This window comes from Paenibacillus amylolyticus, from assembly GCF_003719335.1.
Taxonomy (GTDB): domain Bacteria; phylum Bacillota; class Bacilli; order Paenibacillales; family Paenibacillaceae; genus Paenibacillus; species Paenibacillus amylolyticus_D.
Window position 1 is genome coordinate 277,290 of sequence record NZ_RIAS01000002.1, and the last position, 19,998, is coordinate 297,287.

Here is a 19,998-nt window from a genome sequence, read left to right on the forward strand (position 1 = left end):
GAAAAAAAGAAGATTCAAGCGACGTTTTAATTCATCGAATCTTATATGGAACGGCTCATGAGGGAAGCACCCGTAAGAGCAGGCATAGGCCTGACTTGCGGGTGTTTTTTTTTGTCGTTCCTCGAATCGAGTGTTGGCTTGGAGGCCGAACAGTAAGAAAGACGTGCTCTGATACTGCAAAAGTTACGGAATGATCATTGGACACAAGTACAGAGAGAGTAGTGGCACGGAATTCATATCAATTTTGAGAAAGGGAGTGTAGAAGGATGATGCATTTGGTACCAGAGAAGAAAGGATTAGTAGAGCAACTAATGTTGTCGCAGCAATCAAGGAACATGTGGAAGGGACAGTCAAAGTGGGGGCTTGTTATTCAATTTTGGTTAAAACTGCTGGTTGGGCATTCCGCTTTATCGAGACTGTGCATGATGTTTGTTGCAACATGCAGCATTGGAATGATGTGGAGTGAAGCAACGGTTCATGGCGAGGGGATTGAGCTACATAGTACTGCGCAGAAAGCCTGGAGTACAATATTGAATAAGACGGATACACAGACCAAACGTTCTTTACAGCAGTCGTACGAAAGTGCCGGGAAATGGATTTCTCAGAAAGAGATGTGGGAACAAAAGATCAAGCAGTTGCATACAGCGAGCGCTACTGAGTTGGTGCAACTTCGAAAGGCAATCCGTAATACCGATGCAGCGAAGCTGGCGGCTCTTCAGCAGACAGTGGAACTGACGCAGGCACGTTATGAAGCTTTATTCAAACTGTATAGCTCGCTGAACAAACAATTGTCTGCTGCCAAATCTCTCCAGAGCAAAGAGTGGAGTTCGGCCATTCGTACACAGGCTGAAACGCTGAAACCGCTGGTGCAGTTGGCACGTGAAGATATTCGTGTGAAGAAACGGAGCCTTGCTGAAGCACGGAAGCGGAAAAATAATGAGGTGAAGCGGCTGCGAACGATGTTGAATGGCACGAATGCTGTAAAAAAGCAGATTCAAACGGCCAAGAAACAAGTCAGTTTGTCTAGAGAACGGTATACGGATGCGCTTCGGAACTTCAAACAATCCCTGAAAAAAGGTGAACCCGTACGTGTATTAAGTACCCTGAATGCTTTGGTTTCTTCAGCTGAAAGATGGACGGTTGCGAGCCAACACATTCACACGTTAGAGCAGAAGGTGTCCGCGATCTACGTCAAAGTAAGCGAAGAAATCAACAACAGATCCAAATGAAGGAACCTGATGCTGCAAGAAAAATCCATAAGAGAAACTTGTTTTTTTCTGGCGCGTACACCTCTATAACAGAACCATTCGTTAACATGGAGCGAGGTGCAGGCACGTGCAGACAAAGCAGGAGAAGAAAGATGCAGATGGAACCGGGGTAAAGAGTGCTGGCAGATCGGCATTGGAACACAAGAACAGGCACGCGAGCAGAACGGGGTTGAAACGAAAGCGTTACTGGATTCCCATCAGTTTATTGCTCTTGATGATCGGTGTTGTAGGAATAGGTTCACAATTCACACCCAGAATAACCGTATTTTTGCTAAAGACAGGGATTGGGTTAATGACTACAAATGAAAGCGACAAGGAATCATTTATTTCGGAAGGGATAACCCGTGTTACCGATGTGGCCTATGCAGATGGAGGCCGTCGCAACAGTACGCTGGACATTTATTATCCTTCCGCAGCAACTGAACCCTTGCCAGTCATACTGTGGGTTCATGGCGGCGGTTGGGTTATGGGGGATAAAAAAGACATAGCCGATTATGCGGTGCAGCTAAGCAAACGTGGCCATGTGGTGGTCAGCATGAATTATGCACTTGCGCCGAATACGACATACCCTATGCCCGTGATGCAAACCAATCAGGCTCTAACATATATCAGAGATCATGTAAGTCAATATCAAGGTGATCCGAACAACCTATTTCTTGCTGGTAATTCGGCTGGTGCCCAAGTTGCGAGTCAGACTGCGGCACTGCTTACGAATCCCAATCTGGCAAAACAAATGAATGTAAGGCCATCAGTGGAGCCTGAACAGATAAGAGGAACACTTTTGTTCTGTGGTCCTTATCATTTGCGTACGGTTGAAAGTACAGGCTTTCCGTTTATGCGAACATTTCTCTGGTCATATACGGGAAACAAGGCATACGAAAATGATCCACATCTGGACGAAATGTCAACGGTGCTTCAGGCTACAGCCGCGTTTCCACCATCATTTATTACTTCCGGTAATGATGATCCTTTGACCGTACAATCGATTGAACTCGCGGAAGTGCTAGAGCGTCAGGGTGTCACGACAGAAACGTTATTTTTTCAATCATCTTCGGAAAAACTGGGGCATGATTACCAGTTTAATCTGAAAAGTGAAGCAGCACAGCAAGCGCTTCAGGCATCTGTGCAATTTATCCAGGCTCATAAAAAAGAAAACTGAAGATACAAAATTCATGTGAGATAGTGCATTTTTTGAAAAAAAGGGTGTCACAGCGATTCAACATGAAAAAATAACCATGACATGACGGCTGGGACACCCTCTATTTATTTGTTTACTTGTTGGCCAGTACTAATAATCTGCGCATGGCTTCTTCGACTGTTGCACGTGGACAGGCCACGTTGATGCGCATGAATCCGGCATATTCTTTGCCGAATACAACCCCGCTATTGAATGCTAGTCCTGCCTCATGAAGAAGTTTCTTGCTTAATTGCGCATGAGTCAACCCTAATTCTCGGAAATCAACCCATAACAAATAGGTGGCTTCAGGAAGGTGTACACGGATACCAGGCAGATGCTCTGCAATAAATTGCTGCACGTATTCCATATTGCCCCGAATGTAGGCAAGACATTGATCAAGCCAGTCTTCGCCACCGTTATAAGCCGCCTCGGTTGCTACGGCTCCCAGTGTGCTGATACTGGATAACCCCATGGTACGAACGCCTTTGGCGAACTGTTCCCGTAATTCGGCATTAGGAACGATGATGTTTGATGAACTTAATCCGGGGATATTAAACGTTTTGCTTGGTGCTGTGCAGATGATGCTGCGATCTGCGATTGCTTCCGAGATCAGACTCAGCGGTGTATGTGTTCCACGTTCATACACCAGATCAGCATGGATTTCATCCGATACGATGAGCACATTATATTTGAGACACAGTGATGCAAGAGCCTCCAGTTCCTCACGACTCCATACTCGTCCAACCGGATTGTGAGGGCTGCACAGGATCAGCATTTTGACCTTTCCATTCTGGAAGCTTCTCTCCAAATGATTCAGATCCATGGTGTACTTCCCATGTTCTTCGATCAGTGGATTCGTAATGAGTTCCCGCCCTTGATCTCTCACGACATCATAGAAGGGAGGGTATACGGGGGTCTGGATGACTACAGCATCCCCTGGAGAAGTAAATTGTTGTACCGCTATACTGAGCGCAGGTACGATCCCTGGCGTGAATACGATCCAGTCCGCATTAATTTTCCAGTTGTGGCGGCGTTGCATCCAGTCTGTAACGGCTGCATGATAGGCCTCGGTTCGCAGGGTGTAACCAAAGATGCCGTGCTCCACCCGGGTCTGTAGTGCTTCAATAACAGATGGGGGAGCGGCAAAATCCATGTCGGCTACCCACATGGGAAGTGCATCTCTTACTCCAAATAACGGCTCAAGCCCGTCCCATTTCTCGGAAGCGGTAGATAATCGGTCAATCGGTGTATCAAATAAATGTTGATTTATCATAACAAAGAAGTCCTCCTTGGTTCATTGATTCGTTGTTACATCCTATAAACAAGACATCATTATCTAATACATCTTGTATTTTCGCAACTTCTAAACCATTTTTATATGACCCAAGTCCTGATTTGTCGAGATATCGTTTACAACCTGCCATCAAGTACTTATGATATGGCTAACATGAGGTGGGAATTAAAGCTTCTTCTATACAGCTCATTGTTATATGAACTAAATTCATCCGCTACTATATCTTTTATAACGCGATCATTCAATTCAATATGTAATACTCATCTTTAATGATACTGAACTTTGGAGGCGAAGAGACATGAAAAACAAAAAGTGGCTGATTGCAGCAGGCGTATTTGGTATGGTATTAACGGGATCAGCAGGTGTCTACGCAGGTACGCAACTGGAAACGATCAAAGCATATCTGAATCACGGACTTGCCATCGAAGTAAACGGACAGAAATTTACACCGACAGGTGATCAGGGCAAAAAGCTTGCGCCCATTACGTATCAAGGCAGTACATATCTTCCAGCTCGTTCTATTGCAGAGGCATTAAATACAGAAGTGAAGTATGACGCGAAAAATAATAAGGTAAGCATCGGTGCTTCAAGCACATCAGGCGGGTCTGCATCCACTGGCGGCAATCAATCCTCATCTCCATCGACAGGTACAAACACACAAGCTCCAGGCGTAAAATCCAAGTACTTGCCAGCAGATTTACCGTTGCCTAAGGATGCAAAAGCGACCAGCCTGATTGAGAGTGTTGTAGATGGCAACAAAAAAGTAGTGCTGATCTATACATCCAAGGAGAGTCTGAGCACCCTCGCTTCATCCTACAAAAACTATTATCAGAATAAAAACCTGACTCAAAACAGTGAGGATATTCAAGCTGACGAATTCAGCATTTTAGGTCGTGAGGAAGGCAAGTACGCTGTAACGATTACAGGTAACGTATCTTCAAGCAATAAGGATTTGAATGAAGTGACGGTCATCTGGGGAGAAGAATAAGCGAGTTCGCATGTTGTCTAATTTTTTAAAATAAAGCAAGCCGTTATGCCTGTAATGTTTCGTGATTACAGGCAAACGGCTTTTTGTGTTCAAGGAACAGGCTATCCATTTACAACAATTAAGGGATAACCTGCGACGATCCGAATTTTCTGGCCCCTGTCTCAGAAATGATCCATGCAAAAGTCTTTCGTTCAATCTTTTTGTTCAACTTCCATGGGAGGTTTACAGATATTCGTTAAACCACCCGACGATATGCTCTAAACGTCGCACCCTCAGATGTGGATTGCCGGAGCGCGATAGTTCATGGTTGGCTCCGGGGAAACGAACGAGCCGGGTTGTTTGCTTGCGTCGTTTCAACGCAACATATAATTGTTCAGCTTGCTCAATGGGACAACGGAGATCCTGTTCGCCATGAAGAATAAGCAGTGGTGTCTGCACATTGCCGACATAAGCGAGCGGAGAATGTTTCCACAGTTTTTCCGTGTCTTCCCATGCATTACCGCCAATCTGATCTTCCGTAAAGAAGTATCCGATGTCACTGACGCCATAGAAAGACAACCAGTTGCAGATGGAACGCTGGGTAACAGCGGCTTTGAAACGGTTCGTGTGTCCCACGATCCAGTTTGTCATGAATCCGCCATAGCTGCCGCCGGTTACGCCCAGTCTGGATGGGTCAATGAAGGTATATTGGGACAAAGCATAGTCCACGGACTCCATAAGGTCTCGGTAATCCCCACCGCCGTAATCTTCGCGACAGGCATTCACGAATTGTTGTCCATATCCCAGCCCTCCACGCGGATTGATATACATCACAGCATAGCCCTGAGCGACAAGGAGCTGGAACTCATGCATAAAAGTATAACCATACATCATATGCGGGCCGCCATGAATTTCAAGAATCGTCGGAACCTTGACACCCTCAACGACGCCATGAGGTTTCATGATCCAGCCTTGGAGCTGCAGCCCATCCGACGAGTCAAACCAGAAGGTTTCCGGCGTACTAAGCCAGATGTCCTGTTCTAGCTGCGGGTTACTGTTCGTGAGACGGATAGGTTCGATTCCGGGGTCTCCCGGTTGTTCGTACAGATACAAGTCACCGGGATGTTGTGTATTCGCAACAGCCGCGACGATCTGGCCCTGTGCCAGCTCCGCAAACTGATAGATCTCGCACTCATCTGGCAAAATGTAATCGGCACGACTTCCATCTAATGCAAATCTAGCTATACGCACGCTGCCATGTACCGTAGCAAGACACAGAATGGAAGAGCCATCCTGTGAATATACCGGACCTGTCGTGACGAGGTGAGAGCGCATATCACCAACAAGGCTGTGGTTCAATTGTACATCCCAATCTGCACTCAGACATTCAGGTGTTCCACCCGATATCGGAAGTGTATACAACTTCGCAAGGGTAGCATTGCCGTAAGAGCGGTCACTGGCGAGAAGGGCCAGGGATTGCGCGTCAGGTGCATAACTAAGCCGATAGAAGGTATATCCTTCCGGGGTCAGTTGCTGTAAATCTGATCCATCAGGTCTGGATGTATACACATGATTGGTCAACGTAAAGTCGCTGTGATCCGCGCCCTCTTCGGGCATTTCGGTAATCCAGGCGATACGTTTTCCATCCGGAGACCAGGCATAGTCCCCGATATCATAGTGACCCGTCGTAACAGGAATAGCCTCTGCGCTGATTGGCGCGATAACAAAGAGGTGGGAACGTCGTCCATTCCATAACCCGCCGCTGTCGGATTTCATGCGAATTCGGTCTACGACGATTTCTTGAGGCAGTGGACTTTCCTTATGATCTTTGCTGCAGCCTTCCGCGGACGCTGAATCTGGTTGTCCATCTATGTTCTCATTCATTTCCACAGAAGACTTTACAAGCAATGTCCCGCCATCTGGCGCCCATAAGAAGGAACTGACGCCATGCTGCAGATGACTGATCTGCTGTGCTTCTCCGCCATCCGAAGCCATGAGCCATATCTGGGATTTTCCCTGCACTTCGCGTATAAAAGCAAGCTGCGCCCCATCCGGCGACCAAGCTGGGGAATGATCATTTTCTCCAGAAGTGAAAGGTCTGTCCTTCCGACTATCCAGATGAAGTAGTCTCAGGTGTGAACGATAACCATCGTGTTTTTCATTCACTTGCCGACTAACATACACCAGATATCCGCCTTGGGGAGACGGGACCGGATCATTAACCCATGTAAGCTGGTACAAATCTTCCGATGTCATGCCACGTTGCTCGTTCATCGCTTGTCCTCCCACTACTATTCAGATTGGATAATTTCCTAAGCTTTCCATTTATATTAACGGAAAGACAAGTACAGGACAACAACTTGCCGAATGGAATGACGTTAAGTTTTTTTATAAGGAAGGAAAACGCAGAGGAAATGTTTAGGACTAGCCCGAATGGTTTAATGTACAATGCATTTCCTGTTTTGAACTGCACATGATTTAGTCACAAGAAGGAGGGAGTTACCTTGAATACATCGTATGAACAGCATGTCGAATATCCGAGCAGGAAACGAATGGCTTGGATTACAGCAGGGGCAGCGCTTTTTGTGAGTGCCGGATTCTTTCTGATGTTTGACCGATCTTCTGGAGCAGGGACTTCCATCATATCCAGTGTTCTTGGTCTGCTATCTGTCCTCTTCTTTGGTACATGCTTCTGCTACAGCCTGGTAAAAATGATCCGAAAGGAACCCTCCTTTGTCATCAATGAGCATGGATTTGTCGATTCTTCCTCTTATGCCTCGGGCGGGGCAGTAGCCTGGAAGGATATTGAACATATTTTTATGTACGAGCTGATGGGGCAAAAAATGATCGGGGTTAAACTGCAGGATGAGAAAGCATTTATGGAGCGTCATAACGGGATGAAGCGCAAGCTGATGACGGCGAATAGCAATATGGTGGATGCGACGATCAGCATTGCGCAAAGCAGTATCACTTTGCCGATCGACCAGCTGTATTTTGTGATGATGAATCATTGGCAGCATGGTAAAGGCGGCAGGATTTACGTTTTGAACGGGAGGAAATAGTGAAGGAACGAAGAATTATAGCGGTGAGAAATCGAAGAAAGCTGCTGTCTAATCCAGAGGTGATTTTTTCTGAATACATATATAGCTCAGAACGGCAGGTCTTTGAGACCTGTTTTTTTATTGTGTTCAAATGAAAACTGAAAATAGGCTTTACAATACCAATTCACTAGTGTACTATGTAACTAACACACCGATACGGAAAGGAGCGAGAACATCGTGCCTATCGAATTTGATAACAATTTACCGATCTATCTGCAGATCATGCAATATATCAAACGACAAATTGTAACCGGCGCCCTCAAGGCAGGGGATAAAATTCCCTCGGTTCGTGAACTGGCTGCCGAATTGCAGATTAATCCGAATACAGTGCAGCGTACGTTCCAGGAGCTGGAGCGTGAAGAAGTCGTTGAAACGAAGCGGGGCTTGGGCAGATATGTAACAAGTGAGGAGAGGAAGATCATGATGATCAAGAAAGAAATGGCCGGCGAGCTGCTGGATCGTTTCCTGACCGGGATGCAAGAACTTGGAATCGAAGAGCAGGATATTGTATCCATCGTGACGGATGCTTTGGCTGAAAATAGTCAAGGGAAAGGGGAACACACACATGAGTAACATTCTCGAGCTTAATCAGGTCAACAAGACATATGGCCGAAAACAGGCGTTACACAATGTCTCGCTGAATATTGCTCCTGGACGAATTGTAGGGCTTCTAGGCAGCAACGGAAGTGGAAAGAGCACACTGATGAAACTGGTCGCAGGTTTGCTGCATCCCGCTAGCGGTAGCATTCAGGTTACAGGTAAGCCGATAGGACTGGAGACGAAGTCACTCGTATCATTCATGCCAGATCGTCCGTTAACCGAGAACTGGATGAAGGTTCGTGATGCGCTCGCATACTACCGTGATTTTTATGCCGATTTTGATGAGGAGAAGGCACGGGAGATGCTGGAGTTTATGAGTCTCGCAGAGGATGAGCGTGTTAGTCATTTGTCCAAAGGCATGAATGAACGACTGCAGTTAACACTGGTATTGTCTCGCAAGGCGCGGCTGTATTTGCTGGATGAGCCGATCGGCGGGGTTGACCCGGTAGCCAGAGGCAAAATTCTCGATGCGATCGTCAAATTTTACGACGAAGACAGCAGCCTGATCATTTCCACACATCTGGTGAAGGATATTGAACGCATTTTTGATGAAGTGGTCTTTATTCGTGAAGGCAAGGTGGTTATGCATGAGGAAGTCGAGACCATCAGGCTGAAGCATGGAAAGAGTGTAGATGAGATGTTCAAGGAGGTCTATGCAGAATGATGACATTGTTGAAGTATGATTTTAGAAGAAGCTGGAATACTCTGCTGGCAGGGCTAGTCATCCTGATTATTGTGCAACTGGGACTGATGATATTTGTGTCTTCCGGTGTCACTGCAAATGTGCTAGGCATCATGGCATACATCGGAGCGGGAGTAGCCGTCTATGTAAAGACGATAAAAACATACACGGCCAACATCCGCTCCTACAATCGTCGTCTGATCCCGGTTACGGGTCTGTCTCATGTGTTATCACCCATCATTTTTGGTACAATCTGCGGACTGGGCTTGCTGCTTATAAGCCTCTTCCACGCATACCTTTACATTACGATGAAGCTGGGGCTTGATCTGTCTGCATATATTGGTGTCAAAATAAGTGCGGCTGAGATATGGAGTACTTTGTTTTTTGCAGGCTGGATCGTTCTGTTTATGACGATCATTATCTTTTTCTCTATTAGCGTAGCGGGAACTTTCCGCTGGAAAACAGGCCCATGGATCGGAATTGTAACGTTCATTGTTCTGATTAACCTGCTTAGCTGGTTGGAAAATGTTATTTTTTCAGGAAAGTTCAGTCCGAATGACCTGTTTCAGTTCACCGAAGAAAGCACGGGCATCTCATTTTCAGCCAACGGTGTTATATGGGCCGATGGACGGTGGGGGACCACGGTGTTTGAAATGGCACTTGCTGCGCTTCTCGTATGGGGAATGGTCTATTTAAACAACAAAAAAGTGGAAGCTTAGTCACTTTTTTTAGCAAAACAAGAAGGACGAATGTAACGGGCGGCGGAGCTGCTCGTTTTTACTTTTTTGGCAGAGAAGAAAGGATATATGCACCCTATTCCAGTTTGAATACGTAAATTTAGATATAATGACTGCTGACAGAGAAATAAGAAGTTGGATTCACATGGTGAGCATCATCAGACATTACAACATCGGGAAGGGGAAAGCGATATGCAATTGTACTTTAGAGATAACTTTTTCAACGCCGGATATACCGAAATTTTGAATGCCGATCAGGAGCAAGCAGGACACCTGGATTTGAAAAGTGTATTTGGATCATCACTCGATGTATCGGATGAAAAAGGTCTGGTCTGCAGAGGCAAATTCCGCATGTTGACCAATCGCTGGGACGTGACGGCAGCGGATGGCACATATCTGGGGGTGCTAAGAGCGAGATTCAGCTTTTTCAGCAAAAAATATGAATACGATGCGGGCTCACGTGGCATCTATGATGTGTCTGCACCAGCATTTTCACAGGAATATGATGTAACCGACAGAGCAGGCCGTGTCGTGGTAAGCTTCCGCCGTACCAGTGGTTGGTTCAGTTCAGGGGCGTTTGTGCTGGATAACCAATCCGAATATTTGGACACCTATGAATTGGTTGCTGTGGTCATGGGCGTGCACGCCATTAACAAAAGACGGAGAGCTGCAAACAGTAGCAGTGCTACGTAGATCGGAAATGTATGGGTGTTTAGCTCTCCAAATTACATTAATCTACAAGGACGAAAATGAGGCGAATGATCCGTTACAGGCCGAAGGAGTAACGGTCAGATCCGACGTATGCCGGCATCATTTCGTCCTTGTTGCTGTGTATCGTGCACCCTATCAGAGAAGTTGAGATCAAGTAGTTTGCTAAGCGATAGCTCTTAAAGCGATGGTTTATGCTAATCACCTTGCGCAGCTGTTTCATGATCCAGCTGTTTGGACTCGGAATGCGCATAACGTGCCAGCACCTTGGCAGCAGTCTCGGACATGCGCTCCTGCAGAGCCGAATGATCGATGATGCGAACACGTTTACCGAGAAAACGCATCTTGGACAACACGTAATCGACCTCGTTTCGGGGAACCGTCAGCAGAATCCGGTATACATGGTTCGCTTCGTTGTATTTAACCTCTCTCTCGAAGCAGGAGAAGGCATAGAGAATACGGGACAACTCCGCATTGAACTCAGGCAAGACCTCGATCGTGATCGTCGTTTTACGTTTCTCCGTGATCAGTGCAATGCTTGCCTTGTATCGCGATGCGGCCTCCGGTTTAATGGATCTGCTCTCCAGCTTGGTGATGCTATGCAGCTTGGTGGACATTAATCTGGCAAAGTGCGGGGCATACCAGAGCACATACCATTCCTTTTTGACCATGGAATATTCCAGCTTATACGGGAACCCGAACTTCTCCTGGCTTGTGCGTCCGCTACGGATACGACCTGTCATGTGAAACCCCTCACCGTTCAGGATCATCTGCCGTAACGGCCTCAGCAGGGGATGAGAGACACTACTCTCTTCACTTTTTGCTTTTTCCGTGAGGTAATCTTGCAGATTCAAGTGCTTTTCCCCGTCCAGCATATGGTTTAATTTGGTCAACGTTGCCGGGTTTAGCGCTTCTTGCGCAGCCGGATGTTCCATCATCATACGGAGCCAAGCCCGTTCCTGTGAAGTCCAGGTGAACAGTCCGGTTTCATTCAGTCTCGTCATGATCTGGTAGTTGAACATCTTCTCGAACAGGTTCATAATACGCCGCAATCTCCTTCCATTCTTCGATCATTTCCTCACGCAGCTTACTTGGAGCCAGAATCTCACAGCTTGAGCCAAAACTGCGCAGCCAAGGTTTGATCTCTGTTGTACCGTTGACCTGAATTTCATACAAAAAGCTATGATCCGTTTCGGGTGTAATGGTTCCCCACTGTCCTTGCAGCCGGACGCGATCCAGAATAAAGTTGCGCTGACCATCTCCCGGGTGGAAAAAGCGTGCTTGCACCGTTACGGTGCGGCCTGTATCGACAAGCCAGCTGTACCGGCTGATGTCAGCCCATTCTTTTTTCAATGAAAGCATATGCTCTTCTTCAATAGGCTGAAGCTCCTCCAGCTGGGTGATGCCCTCCATCCGAAACTTCACGAATCTCCGCCTACTCTGATAACCGATGACATACCAGCGCCCATACTGGTGATCATAAACGACTTCAATCGGGATGATCCGATTGGAGCTTCCGCCAGCTTCGCGTTCGAATTTTGGGTTCGTATTTTGCGAGCTATAGCTGGATGGTTTCTTCGGTGAAAAATACTGAAATTGCACACGTCTTCGCTGACGAATCGCACCAAGCAGGGTGTACAGATGGGCTTCGTCCAGAATGCGTGAATAATAATGATACTTATAAATATATGGCTCCGTCGCTTCTTCTTGCGGATAACTTGCTTTAATTACTTTTTTCATACTATCCCGCAATAGATATCCTTGCACCGATGGAACCTGTGTGTTCGCCATCATATCAACGAAGTCGTATAACTCCAGTTGTTCTTCCGGGGTGAGCTGTGTCAGCACGTCCTGCTGTAACGAATAACGATAAGGACGTCCGCCCGGCTCTTTGCGAATGACACCGACTTCCTCCAAATACTTCAGATCCGAACGGATCGTTTTCTCATCCGGCAGGGCCAGTTCTTCCGGCAAATCGGCACAGCAGGCATCCAGTAATTCCATCGCGGTCAGCGCGGAGTCTTGAAGGGTATGTAAAATGACGGACAAGCGCTCCACTTCGGTTTCTTTCATGGATTTGGCGCGAAAAAGAAATAGCAGCAACGGCTCGGCAGACTCGCCGTATTGAAAACGAACAAGTTCGTTGATCTCCGAGCCCATCTCACTGTCTGTGTGCTGGTCGCTCAAGCTCTGACGAATATCTCGCAGCTTGCGCTGTGTTTTATCAAAGGTATGTACAGAAATGCCAAGCCGTTTGGCATACTGCTGACGGTTATATGCGCCACTGGTTAGTGACAGCATCCGCAGAAACTGAATCTCTTTATCGAAGCTTTCTTTAGCCATAGGTCTCACTCCTGATTGGACTGTGATCTTTGTATTGTACCAAGATAAACGTCTGCTTTCATTGCAAAGTTGCTAGACCTCGCTCAAATCCATGTCATTTCAATTCAATTTACTGCAACTCACTCTAATTCACGCCAAGTCGCCATACTTTCACCATGTTCGTAGTTGAAGGTTTCCATGCATAATAAGGATGTGAAGCGGGGCGTTGAAGAAGCCCGGCTGATCTGATTTCCGAGGCGCCTGGGAGGGTTACTTCGACTGTTAATCGACCAGGTCGTTGGTTCGAATCCAATCGCCGCCGGTTATGGCGGTGTAGCTCAGCGGTAGAGCAGGTAAAACCTTCCCCCTTTTTCCTCGGAAACCTTCTATAGAAACGAAGAAAAATTGACCAACAACGTTAGATTCAGAGCTATTACCCAAAGCGTTTATGAAGATAAACTAATGTTCCACATAGATGAAGCACAGCATTTTACTCGTAGGGAGGTTTGTGCGATGAGTAGAGCCAAATCATTATTTAATACACCTCAATCTGTAGTACATAATCATGATGGATATGCAGCTTATGAGCGATTGGTCGAGGAACAATATATACAGATGTTGACGACGAATACGCTGAACAATACGTTTTATGCGGATGAACAACAGCTGCTGCAAGAAGCGGGGAGCAGCCATCAGGAGATGGCGAAACTGGATGCAAACTTCATGGCGAAGGCTTTGGTATATGCTCGGAATGAAGGCTTCATGCGGCTACAGCCTTTGTATGGGCTCGCCGTTTTGTCCAAGATTAATCCGGAACAGTTCGCACAGGTTTTCTCTCATGTGGTGAAGACGCCAGCTGATCTGGCCGATTTTCTGACGATCCTCAGAGGAAGCGGGCGGGGAGAGGGAGGGCGTGCAGTGAAGCGTCAAGTCAATCAGTTCCTGAACGAAATCAGCGAATACTGGGCGATCAAATACAATGGACGTGGGCGTGGGTACAGTCTGGGGGATATGATCGTCACCGCACATCCCAAGCCGAAGGATGGGAAGCAACAAGCTTTATTCCGTTATTTGCGGGGGCATGAGACCAGTCTTGCGGAGCTTCCTCAACTACAGGCACTGGAGAAACTGAAAACGACACGTAACCCTGCCAGTCAGCTTCATCAGATTGAAAAAGGTAAACTGCCTTATTCGGTCGTGACCTCGATCCTTCAACCAACGCGTCAGATTTGGGAAGCTTTGATGCTCCAGATGCCGATGTTTGCGCTCCTGCGTCATTTAAATACGATGGATCGTGCCGGGGTTTTTACCAAAAAGAAAAATATTGCTTACGTCACACGTCGTCTGACGGATGCCGAGGCACTGCGTCAATCGCGGATATTGCCTTTTCGCTTCGTCAAAGCATATGAGATGGTTGAGCAGCCAGAACTCCGGGAAGCGCTGCAGCAGGCGATAGAGCTGTCCGTGCACAATTTGCCACCGCTACCAGGGAGAACAGCTATTTTTCTCGATCGCTCAGGTTCTATGCAGGGAGACTACTTACGTATCGGTTCCGTCCTCGCACTGGCGCTATTCAAACAAACTCAGGGCAACGCCTTATTCTGGTTGTTCGATCAACAAGTCGAAGATGCCCGCCCGAAGCTGGATGAGGGTATTCTGGCGCAGGCATATCGAATTCGTGCACAAGGCGGAACCGATACGGGAAGGCCTGTACGAGAGCTGCAAGAATCTAAAGAGATGGTGGATCGCATCATTATGATTACGGATGAGCAGCAGAATGAAGGAAGTCCATTTTATGCCGAGTTAGAACGGTATCGACGCGCCATGAATCCGGGGCTGCAGGCATTCATTGTAGATATTACCCCTTACCGGCAGGCAATGGTTCCGCCGCGGGATGGCCAGACCTTTTACATCTATGGCTGGAGTGAGGCGGTATTGACATATATTGCAGAGACCGTAACAGGGTACGAGACGATTGCCGAGCGTGTACGAACGATTCAACTTTAATCGAAGCAGAGAAGGAGGAGTAAAGGGATGACCAATGTAGATCAGACGATGAGAGACATCATCGCGAGGCAACTCGCGCAGATCGAGCAGGAGGAGCAAGTTCGCATTATCTATGCCTGTGAGTCAGGCAGCCGGGCGTGGGGATTTCCTTCGCAAGACAGTGACTACGATGTGCGGTTTATTTATGTCAGACCTTTGGAGTGGTATCTGTCGATTGAAGATCAACGTGATGTGATCGAACGTCCGATCAGCGACCAGTTGGATATTAACGGATGGGATATACGCAAAGCATTGAAGCTGTTTCGCAAGTCCAACCCGCCGCTGCTGGAGTGGTTACAGTCCCCGATTCAATATGATGAGCAGTATAGCGTCGCCGAGCGGATTCGGAGTCTGTCACCGCTGACGTTTTCAGCGAAATCATGTATGTACCATTACCTGAACATGGCTAAGGGAAACTTCCGTGATTACTTGCAAGGCGAGCAGGTGAAGATCAAAAAATACTTTTATGTGCTGCGCCCGCTGCTGGCTTGTAGCTGGATTGAACGTTATGAAACCATGCCGCCGATGGCTTTTGACAAACTCGTTGAAACCTTGGTTCGAGAGGACAAATCTCTGTATACTGAAATTCATGATCTGCTGCGCCGGAAAAAGGCAGGAGACGAACTGGACATGGAGCCGCAGCTTCCGGCCATACAAGCATATATTACGGCTCAAATTGCACATGTAGAGCAACTGGCTGCCGAAATTCAAGGACAAGCGACTGTGGAGGTTGAGGTCTTAAACCGGATATTTCAATCAGCTGTACAAGAAGTTTGGCAATAAATGAATGGATGGGATTAAAGTTCACAAATGGGTTGAAGATCAACGAGAGGCGGAGAAGATATGCATCTGATTCTAAAAGCAAGTGGAGTGAATGCGGGGGTTGTATCCCATCTGCTCGCCAAAAATCCGAATAATGTGTATGACCGGACAGATAAGGGTGTACGTGTACGGATGGTATACACCAAGGCGAGTGAGCAGGAGACGGAGGTGCTGATTCATGCCGAGCCTGATCCGGTCGATCTGGTTAGAGGCACACCGGATGGATATGATATCACACAATACATCAATGACCGGGAGTTTGTGACCAGCAGTTTATTCTGCTCTTACATACGGAGTGCGCTGGGCACAGCTCTGAATGGCAAGCCGAAGGAAGACTATGTGCAGTGGGTGGATCATGCCTTTGAACTGGAGCTGAAGTTTGGCCCGGTGGCCTCTGATCTGCCTGACCGTGTGGTGGAGGAACTGTTCTCCTGTATGGGATATGACATTACTGTGGAACGGGGAGAGTCGGCGTATTCGTTTGACCTGAAAAATAGAAGCACAGTTCGTCACATCACCCTGCGTGGTGAGCAAACGATACAACAGGCCTTGCGTCAGCTATTTCTGCTGATTCCCGTGCTGGATAACTATAAGCATTATTTCATCAGTGAGGATGAGATTGATAAAATCAACCGATATGGCGAGGGTTGGTTAGATACCCATCCGCATAAGGGGCTTATCGTTAGGCGAACGCTTCATTTTGCCGAACTGATTCGGACATATGAACGTCAGCATGGAGCGTTGGATGATCGGCCACCACGGGTAGAACAGCAAGCTGAGGAAGCAGATAGTGATCCGAATGAAAACATAGGTCAGGCCACAAGTGCAGAAAGAGCTGACGACTCATCCGAAACACCTGTACGATTAAATGATTTACGTTACCGAGCGATCACAGATATTGTGGCTTCGTTGCCTGAAAAAAGCCGTATTGTGGATATGGGTGCAGGTGAAGGCAAACTGTCTGCACGTCTCGCTTATATCTCGGGAGTGGAATCGATCCTTGCCGTTGAGCCTTCGGGGCAAGCACGTCTACGGGCGATGGAACGTTTCGCCAAAATGCAGGATCGGGCAGGGGTTCAGGCTATGCCGGAGCCGATGCTCGGTTCTCTGTTTTATTTTGACGAGCAGTTACAGCATCAGGATGTCATCATCTTGTGTGAAGTGATTGAGCATATCGAGGAATATCGTCTGAGTAGCATTATGGATACGATTCTGAAGGAGTATCGGCCACAAGTGCTGCTGGTTACTACACCGAATAAGGAATATAACGAAGTGTATGCGATGGAGCAAGAGCAGTTCCGTCACCATGATCACCGTTTTGAGTGGACACGGGAGGAGTTCATTGTCCAGTGTGCAAGCTGGGCAAAGAAAGGCAATTACGATTACGAGATCAGAGGAATTGGTGAGGACAAGGAAGGCTTTGGACAACCGACACAACTGGCGATGTTCACACGGGGAAAGGAGGAGCATGTATGAGAAAAGAAAGGCAAACAGGTGCGGGTGATCACCATCGTTCGCATCGTGGAACAGATGGTGTGCAGCGACAAGTTGAAAGTCATATGCAGGATAGACAGCGAGAGATTCAACTGCCGCATGCAGGCATCGTTGTGCTGATTGGCCCGTCGAACAGTGGAAAGAGCACACTGCTGGCAGAGCTGGTGGAAAAGGATGTCATTCGCGCTACCGAGGTAGTCTCGTCCGATCAGTTCCGCATGTTGGTCGGGGACGACGAGTATGTGGAATGGAGGCAGCGGCCTCGCAGTGAAGCGGATGTGCTGTATGCAGATTATCAGCAAGTATCTGCCAAAGCATTTGAAGCAATGGAAGCCATGCTCGCCACACGTTGTCGCCTGAACAAGCTGACCTGGGTGGATGCGACTCATCTGTATCCCGAGGATCGCGGACGGTTAATTGAGCTGGCACGCAAATCCCATGTCCCCGTTATCGCGGTAGTACTGGATGTACCGGAGCATGTATTACTTGAACGTGATGATCAGCGTAAGCATCCGCGTGGTCGTCAACGCGTAAAACAACAGGCACAGCAATTCAAGCGTACGCTGCGTGCGATCCGTGATGAAGGATTCGATGCCAGTTACGTGCTGAAGCACCCTTACCCGGTAACCTTTGTACGCACAACGAATCCGTTGATGTTAGACATGGGGACGGGGATTGATATCATTGGCGATATCCACGGTTGTTATGATGAGATGATGGAAGTCATTCAACGTCTGGGATACGTCGCTGAACAAGAAGATGGCTTGATGCGCCATCCCGAAGGGCGGAAACTCGTTTCTGTCGGAGATGTAAGCAGCCGCGGGCCGGAATCGTTAAAATGTTTGTTTTTCTGGCAGCAACACTGTGCCGCTGGTCTTGCTTATATGGTTGACAGTAACCATGGCTGGAAAATTGCACGTTATCTGGACGGCCGTGATGTCACCTTAAGTCATGGGGATGAACGGGTGGAAGCCGAATTGCTCCAGCTTGAACAGGAGCGAGGCAGTGAAGAGGCGAAAAGGGTAAGGGAGTCGTTGAAGCATTTTCTGCTGAATGCACCTGCTCATTTGGTATTTACGCGGAATGGGGTAAGACAAGTGGTGGTTGCCCATGCCGGGATACGGGATCATTTTATCGGCAAGCAGTCGAAACGCATTCAGGATTACTGTCGCTATGGAGATGTGGAAGGAACGGATGAGAAGGGCCGGCCCGTCCGTAAAGACTGGTACGTGGATCATACGTCCGGTGAATGCATTGTCTGGGGACATGATCCAAGGCCATACCCTACGATTGTGAATGATACGGTGAATATCGATCAGGGTGTTGTGTTTGGCGGTATGCTTACGGCGTGGAGAATGCCGGAACGGGAGAGCATTAGTGTACCGGCGAAGCAAGACTATGCCCAAGATCCAGACAGCCCGTTGAAACGCTGGAATCAGCAGCGGTTTGCACCGCCCAATATCCGCAAGTTCAAGGACGGTTTTACCGTTCAGACGGGTTCGCGGCTGAATGTCGCTGTGCAGGGAGAAGTGGCGCAGACGGCACTGGATACCTTTTCTCATTTTACGGTGCCACTGGAGGAAATTGTCTATATCCCGCCAACGATGAGCCCGCCGCCCGGGGAATGTTCGGTAGAAGATTTTATGGAGCATCCGAGAGATGCGTTCCGCTATTACCGTTCTCAGGGCGTGACCCGTATGGTAGCCGAGAAAAAACATATGGGTAGCCGAGCAATTCTTCTCCTGTTCCGCGACGAACAGGCAGCATCGCTGCGAGTAGGCAGACCGATGCTGGGCAGCATCGTGACCCGTACAGGTCGATCCTTTTTTGATCCCGAGACAGAACAGAAGGTACTCACCGGATTACATGCAGACTTGACCGCAAGTGGTTATTTCGAGCGGTATTCCACCGAATTTGTTTTGCTGGATGCAGAGATCGTACCTTGGAACCTGAAAGCGCGGGAGCTTATTGCATCTCAATATGCGCATGTCGCTGAGGCAGCGCTGATGGATCGCAGCGTAGTGATGGACAAAATTCGCCAGGCTATGAGCGCGGGCCGCCACGTTGCGGACTGGTTACAGGAAACAGAAGTTAAACTGGCGAATGCACAGACATTCCGGAATGTGTTCCAGTATTATTGCTGGGATGTACAGGATATTGCAGACATTCGTATTGCACCATTCCATACGCTGGCTCACAGTACGGGAACATTCTGGGAGCATACACATGAGTGGCATATGCAACAAAACCGTGAGCTGGCTCAGTTGTCGTCGCTGATAATGGAGACGGAATATCGGATCATAACGGATGAGACGGATGAGGAAGAGGTCATTCGCTGGTGGGAGGAAATGACGGCCGAGGGACATGAGGGAATCGTCATCAAACCCGAGACATTCCGTAGCTGGAATGGTAACAAAATGATGCAGCCTGCGCTCAAAGTTAGAGGACGTGCCTATTTGCATATCATCTACGGCATGGATTATTTGGCTCCCGAGCACGTGTCCCGTCTTCGCAAACGTAAAACATCCAAAAAAGAGCGACATGCGCTCCTTGAAAGTGCTTTGGGCATGGAAGGAATCGAACGTTTCGTGCGAGGAGAATCCATAGAGCGGATTCATGAATGTGTGCTCGCCACGTTATCGCTGGAATCGGAACGCGTAGATCCACGTTTATAGGGCGCGGTTCATGGACGAACTTGAAAAGGATTGTAATTGGATGATTTCCCATCCTGTTACATTCCTTTTTTTGCGTTGTTCCGTTTTAACGGTACATACCGTTTG

General features: G+C 47.8%; 16 protein-coding genes. 12 read left to right on the top strand and 4 right to left on the bottom strand.

The annotated features are described in order from the left end of the window. Positions 1-266: 266 nt before the first annotated feature. Together EC604_RS05010 and EC604_RS05015 are read left to right on the top strand one after the other, a co-directional pair. Positions 267-1,229, top strand: a complete 963-nt coding sequence (locus EC604_RS05010; RefSeq protein ID WP_123063088.1) for a hypothetical protein — start codon at positions 267-269, stop codon at positions 1,227-1,229. A gap of 106 nt (positions 1,230-1,335) precedes the next feature. After that, complete coding sequence (locus tag EC604_RS05015; RefSeq protein WP_123063089.1) at positions 1,336-2,427, top strand: alpha/beta hydrolase; 1,092 nt, start codon at positions 1,336-1,338, stop codon at positions 2,425-2,427. A 112-nt stretch (positions 2,428-2,539) separates the two neighbouring features. Here the strand turns inward: EC604_RS05015 and EC604_RS05020 are convergent, their stop codons facing one another. Then, complete coding sequence (locus tag EC604_RS05020; RefSeq protein WP_123063090.1) at positions 2,540-3,718, bottom strand: MalY/PatB family protein; 1,179 nt, start codon at positions 3,716-3,718, stop codon at positions 2,540-2,542. Positions 3,719-4,037: 319 nt separating this feature from the next. Here EC604_RS05020 and EC604_RS05025 point away from each other — a divergent pair, with 319 nt between their 5' ends. Continuing rightward, positions 4,038-4,727, top strand: coding sequence for a stalk domain-containing protein (locus EC604_RS05025; protein WP_123063091.1), 690 nt, complete (start codon positions 4,038-4,040; stop codon positions 4,725-4,727). A gap of 222 nt (positions 4,728-4,949) precedes the next feature. Here the strand turns inward: EC604_RS05025 and EC604_RS05030 are convergent, their stop codons facing one another. After that, positions 4,950-6,980: an alpha/beta hydrolase family protein gene (locus EC604_RS05030; protein WP_123063092.1), complete on the bottom strand. Its 2,031-nt coding sequence runs from the start codon at positions 6,978-6,980 to the stop codon at positions 4,950-4,952. A 230-nt stretch (positions 6,981-7,210) separates the two neighbouring features. Between EC604_RS05030 and EC604_RS05035 the strand changes: the two genes are divergently transcribed. The 5 genes from EC604_RS05035 (at position 7,211) to EC604_RS05055 (ending at position 10,519) form a co-directional block, all read left to right on the top strand. Then, positions 7,211-7,768: an STM3941 family protein gene (locus tag EC604_RS05035; protein ID WP_123063093.1), complete on the top strand. Its 558-nt coding sequence runs from the start codon at positions 7,211-7,213 to the stop codon at positions 7,766-7,768. Positions 7,769-7,984: 216 nt separating this feature from the next. Continuing rightward, entirely contained in the window at positions 7,985-8,380 is a 396-nt protein-coding gene (locus EC604_RS05040; protein ID WP_123063094.1) for a GntR family transcriptional regulator, read from the top strand. Next, positions 8,373-9,071: an ABC transporter ATP-binding protein gene (locus EC604_RS05045; protein WP_123063095.1), complete on the top strand. Its 699-nt coding sequence runs from the start codon at positions 8,373-8,375 to the stop codon at positions 9,069-9,071. The genes EC604_RS05040 and EC604_RS05045 overlap by 8 nt, the downstream gene beginning before the upstream one ends. Continuing rightward, positions 9,068-9,808 (top strand): hypothetical protein, encoded by a 741-nt coding sequence (locus EC604_RS05050; protein ID WP_123063096.1) that lies wholly within the window; start codon positions 9,068-9,070, stop codon positions 9,806-9,808. Before EC604_RS05045 ends, EC604_RS05050 begins: the two co-directional genes overlap by 4 nt. Before the next feature lie 210 nt (positions 9,809-10,018). Then, positions 10,019-10,519, top strand: a complete 501-nt coding sequence (locus tag EC604_RS05055) for a hypothetical protein (RefSeq protein WP_123063097.1) — start codon at positions 10,019-10,021, stop codon at positions 10,517-10,519. A 212-nt stretch (positions 10,520-10,731) separates the two neighbouring features. Here EC604_RS05055 and EC604_RS05060 read toward each other — a convergent pair whose 3' ends face one another. After that, complete coding sequence (locus EC604_RS05060; RefSeq protein WP_240036664.1) at positions 10,732-11,556, bottom strand: WYL domain-containing protein; 825 nt, start codon at positions 11,554-11,556, stop codon at positions 10,732-10,734. Continuing rightward, positions 11,522-12,877 carry a helix-turn-helix transcriptional regulator gene (locus EC604_RS05065; RefSeq protein WP_123063099.1) on the bottom strand — a complete coding sequence of 452 codons (1,356 nt, stop codon included), beginning with the start codon at positions 12,875-12,877 and terminating at the stop codon, positions 11,522-11,524. Before EC604_RS05065 ends, EC604_RS05060 begins: the two co-directional genes overlap by 35 nt. Positions 12,878-13,369: 492 nt before the next feature. On the opposite strand from EC604_RS05065, the gene EC604_RS05070 reads away from it, so the two are divergent. From EC604_RS05070 to EC604_RS05085, 4 genes are all read left to right on the top strand, one after another. Further along, a complete protein-coding gene (locus EC604_RS05070; RefSeq protein WP_123063100.1) occupies positions 13,370-14,863 on the top strand; it encodes a TROVE domain-containing protein in 1,494 nt (497 codons plus the stop codon). 27 nt (positions 14,864-14,890) lie between these two features. Next, a complete protein-coding gene (locus EC604_RS05075) occupies positions 14,891-15,685 on the top strand; it encodes a nucleotidyltransferase domain-containing protein (protein WP_123063101.1) in 795 nt (264 codons plus the stop codon). 60 nt (positions 15,686-15,745) lie between these two features. Continuing rightward, a complete protein-coding gene (locus tag EC604_RS05080; RefSeq protein WP_123063102.1) occupies positions 15,746-17,200 on the top strand; it encodes a 3' terminal RNA ribose 2'-O-methyltransferase Hen1 in 1,455 nt (484 codons plus the stop codon). Positions 17,201-17,283: 83 nt separating this feature from the next. Then, a complete protein-coding gene (locus EC604_RS05085) occupies positions 17,284-19,893 on the top strand; it encodes a polynucleotide kinase-phosphatase (protein ID WP_123063406.1) in 2,610 nt (869 codons plus the stop codon). The last annotated feature ends 105 nt before the right edge of the window (positions 19,894-19,998 follow it).

Coding starts and splice junctions, on each gene's coding strand:
- EC604_RS05010 (WP_123063088.1), top strand. CDS start 267: ATGATGCATTTGGTACCAGAGAAGAAAGGATTAGTAGAGCAACTAATG.
- EC604_RS05020 (WP_123063090.1), bottom strand. CDS start 3,718: ATGATAAATCAACATTTATTTGATACACCGATTGACCGATTATCTACC.
- EC604_RS05025 (WP_123063091.1), top strand. CDS start 4,038: ATGAAAAACAAAAAGTGGCTGATTGCAGCAGGCGTATTTGGTATGGTA.
- EC604_RS05030 (WP_123063092.1), bottom strand. CDS start 6,980: ATGAACGAGCAACGTGGCATGACATCGGAAGATTTGTACCAGCTTACA.
- EC604_RS05045 (WP_123063095.1), top strand. CDS start 8,373: ATGAGTAACATTCTCGAGCTTAATCAGGTCAACAAGACATATGGCCGA.
- EC604_RS05050 (WP_123063096.1), top strand. CDS start 9,068: ATGATGACATTGTTGAAGTATGATTTTAGAAGAAGCTGGAATACTCTG.
- EC604_RS05055 (WP_123063097.1), top strand. CDS start 10,019: ATGCAATTGTACTTTAGAGATAACTTTTTCAACGCCGGATATACCGAA.
- EC604_RS05060 (WP_240036664.1), bottom strand. CDS start 11,556: ATGTTCAACTACCAGATCATGACGAGACTGAATGAAACCGGACTGTTC.
- EC604_RS05065 (WP_123063099.1), bottom strand. CDS start 12,877: ATGGCTAAAGAAAGCTTCGATAAAGAGATTCAGTTTCTGCGGATGCTG.
- EC604_RS05070 (WP_123063100.1), top strand. CDS start 13,370: ATGAGTAGAGCCAAATCATTATTTAATACACCTCAATCTGTAGTACAT.
- EC604_RS05075 (WP_123063101.1), top strand. CDS start 14,891: ATGACCAATGTAGATCAGACGATGAGAGACATCATCGCGAGGCAACTC.
- EC604_RS05080 (WP_123063102.1), top strand. CDS start 15,746: ATGCATCTGATTCTAAAAGCAAGTGGAGTGAATGCGGGGGTTGTATCC.
- EC604_RS05085 (WP_123063406.1), top strand. CDS start 17,284: ATGCAGGATAGACAGCGAGAGATTCAACTGCCGCATGCAGGCATCGTT.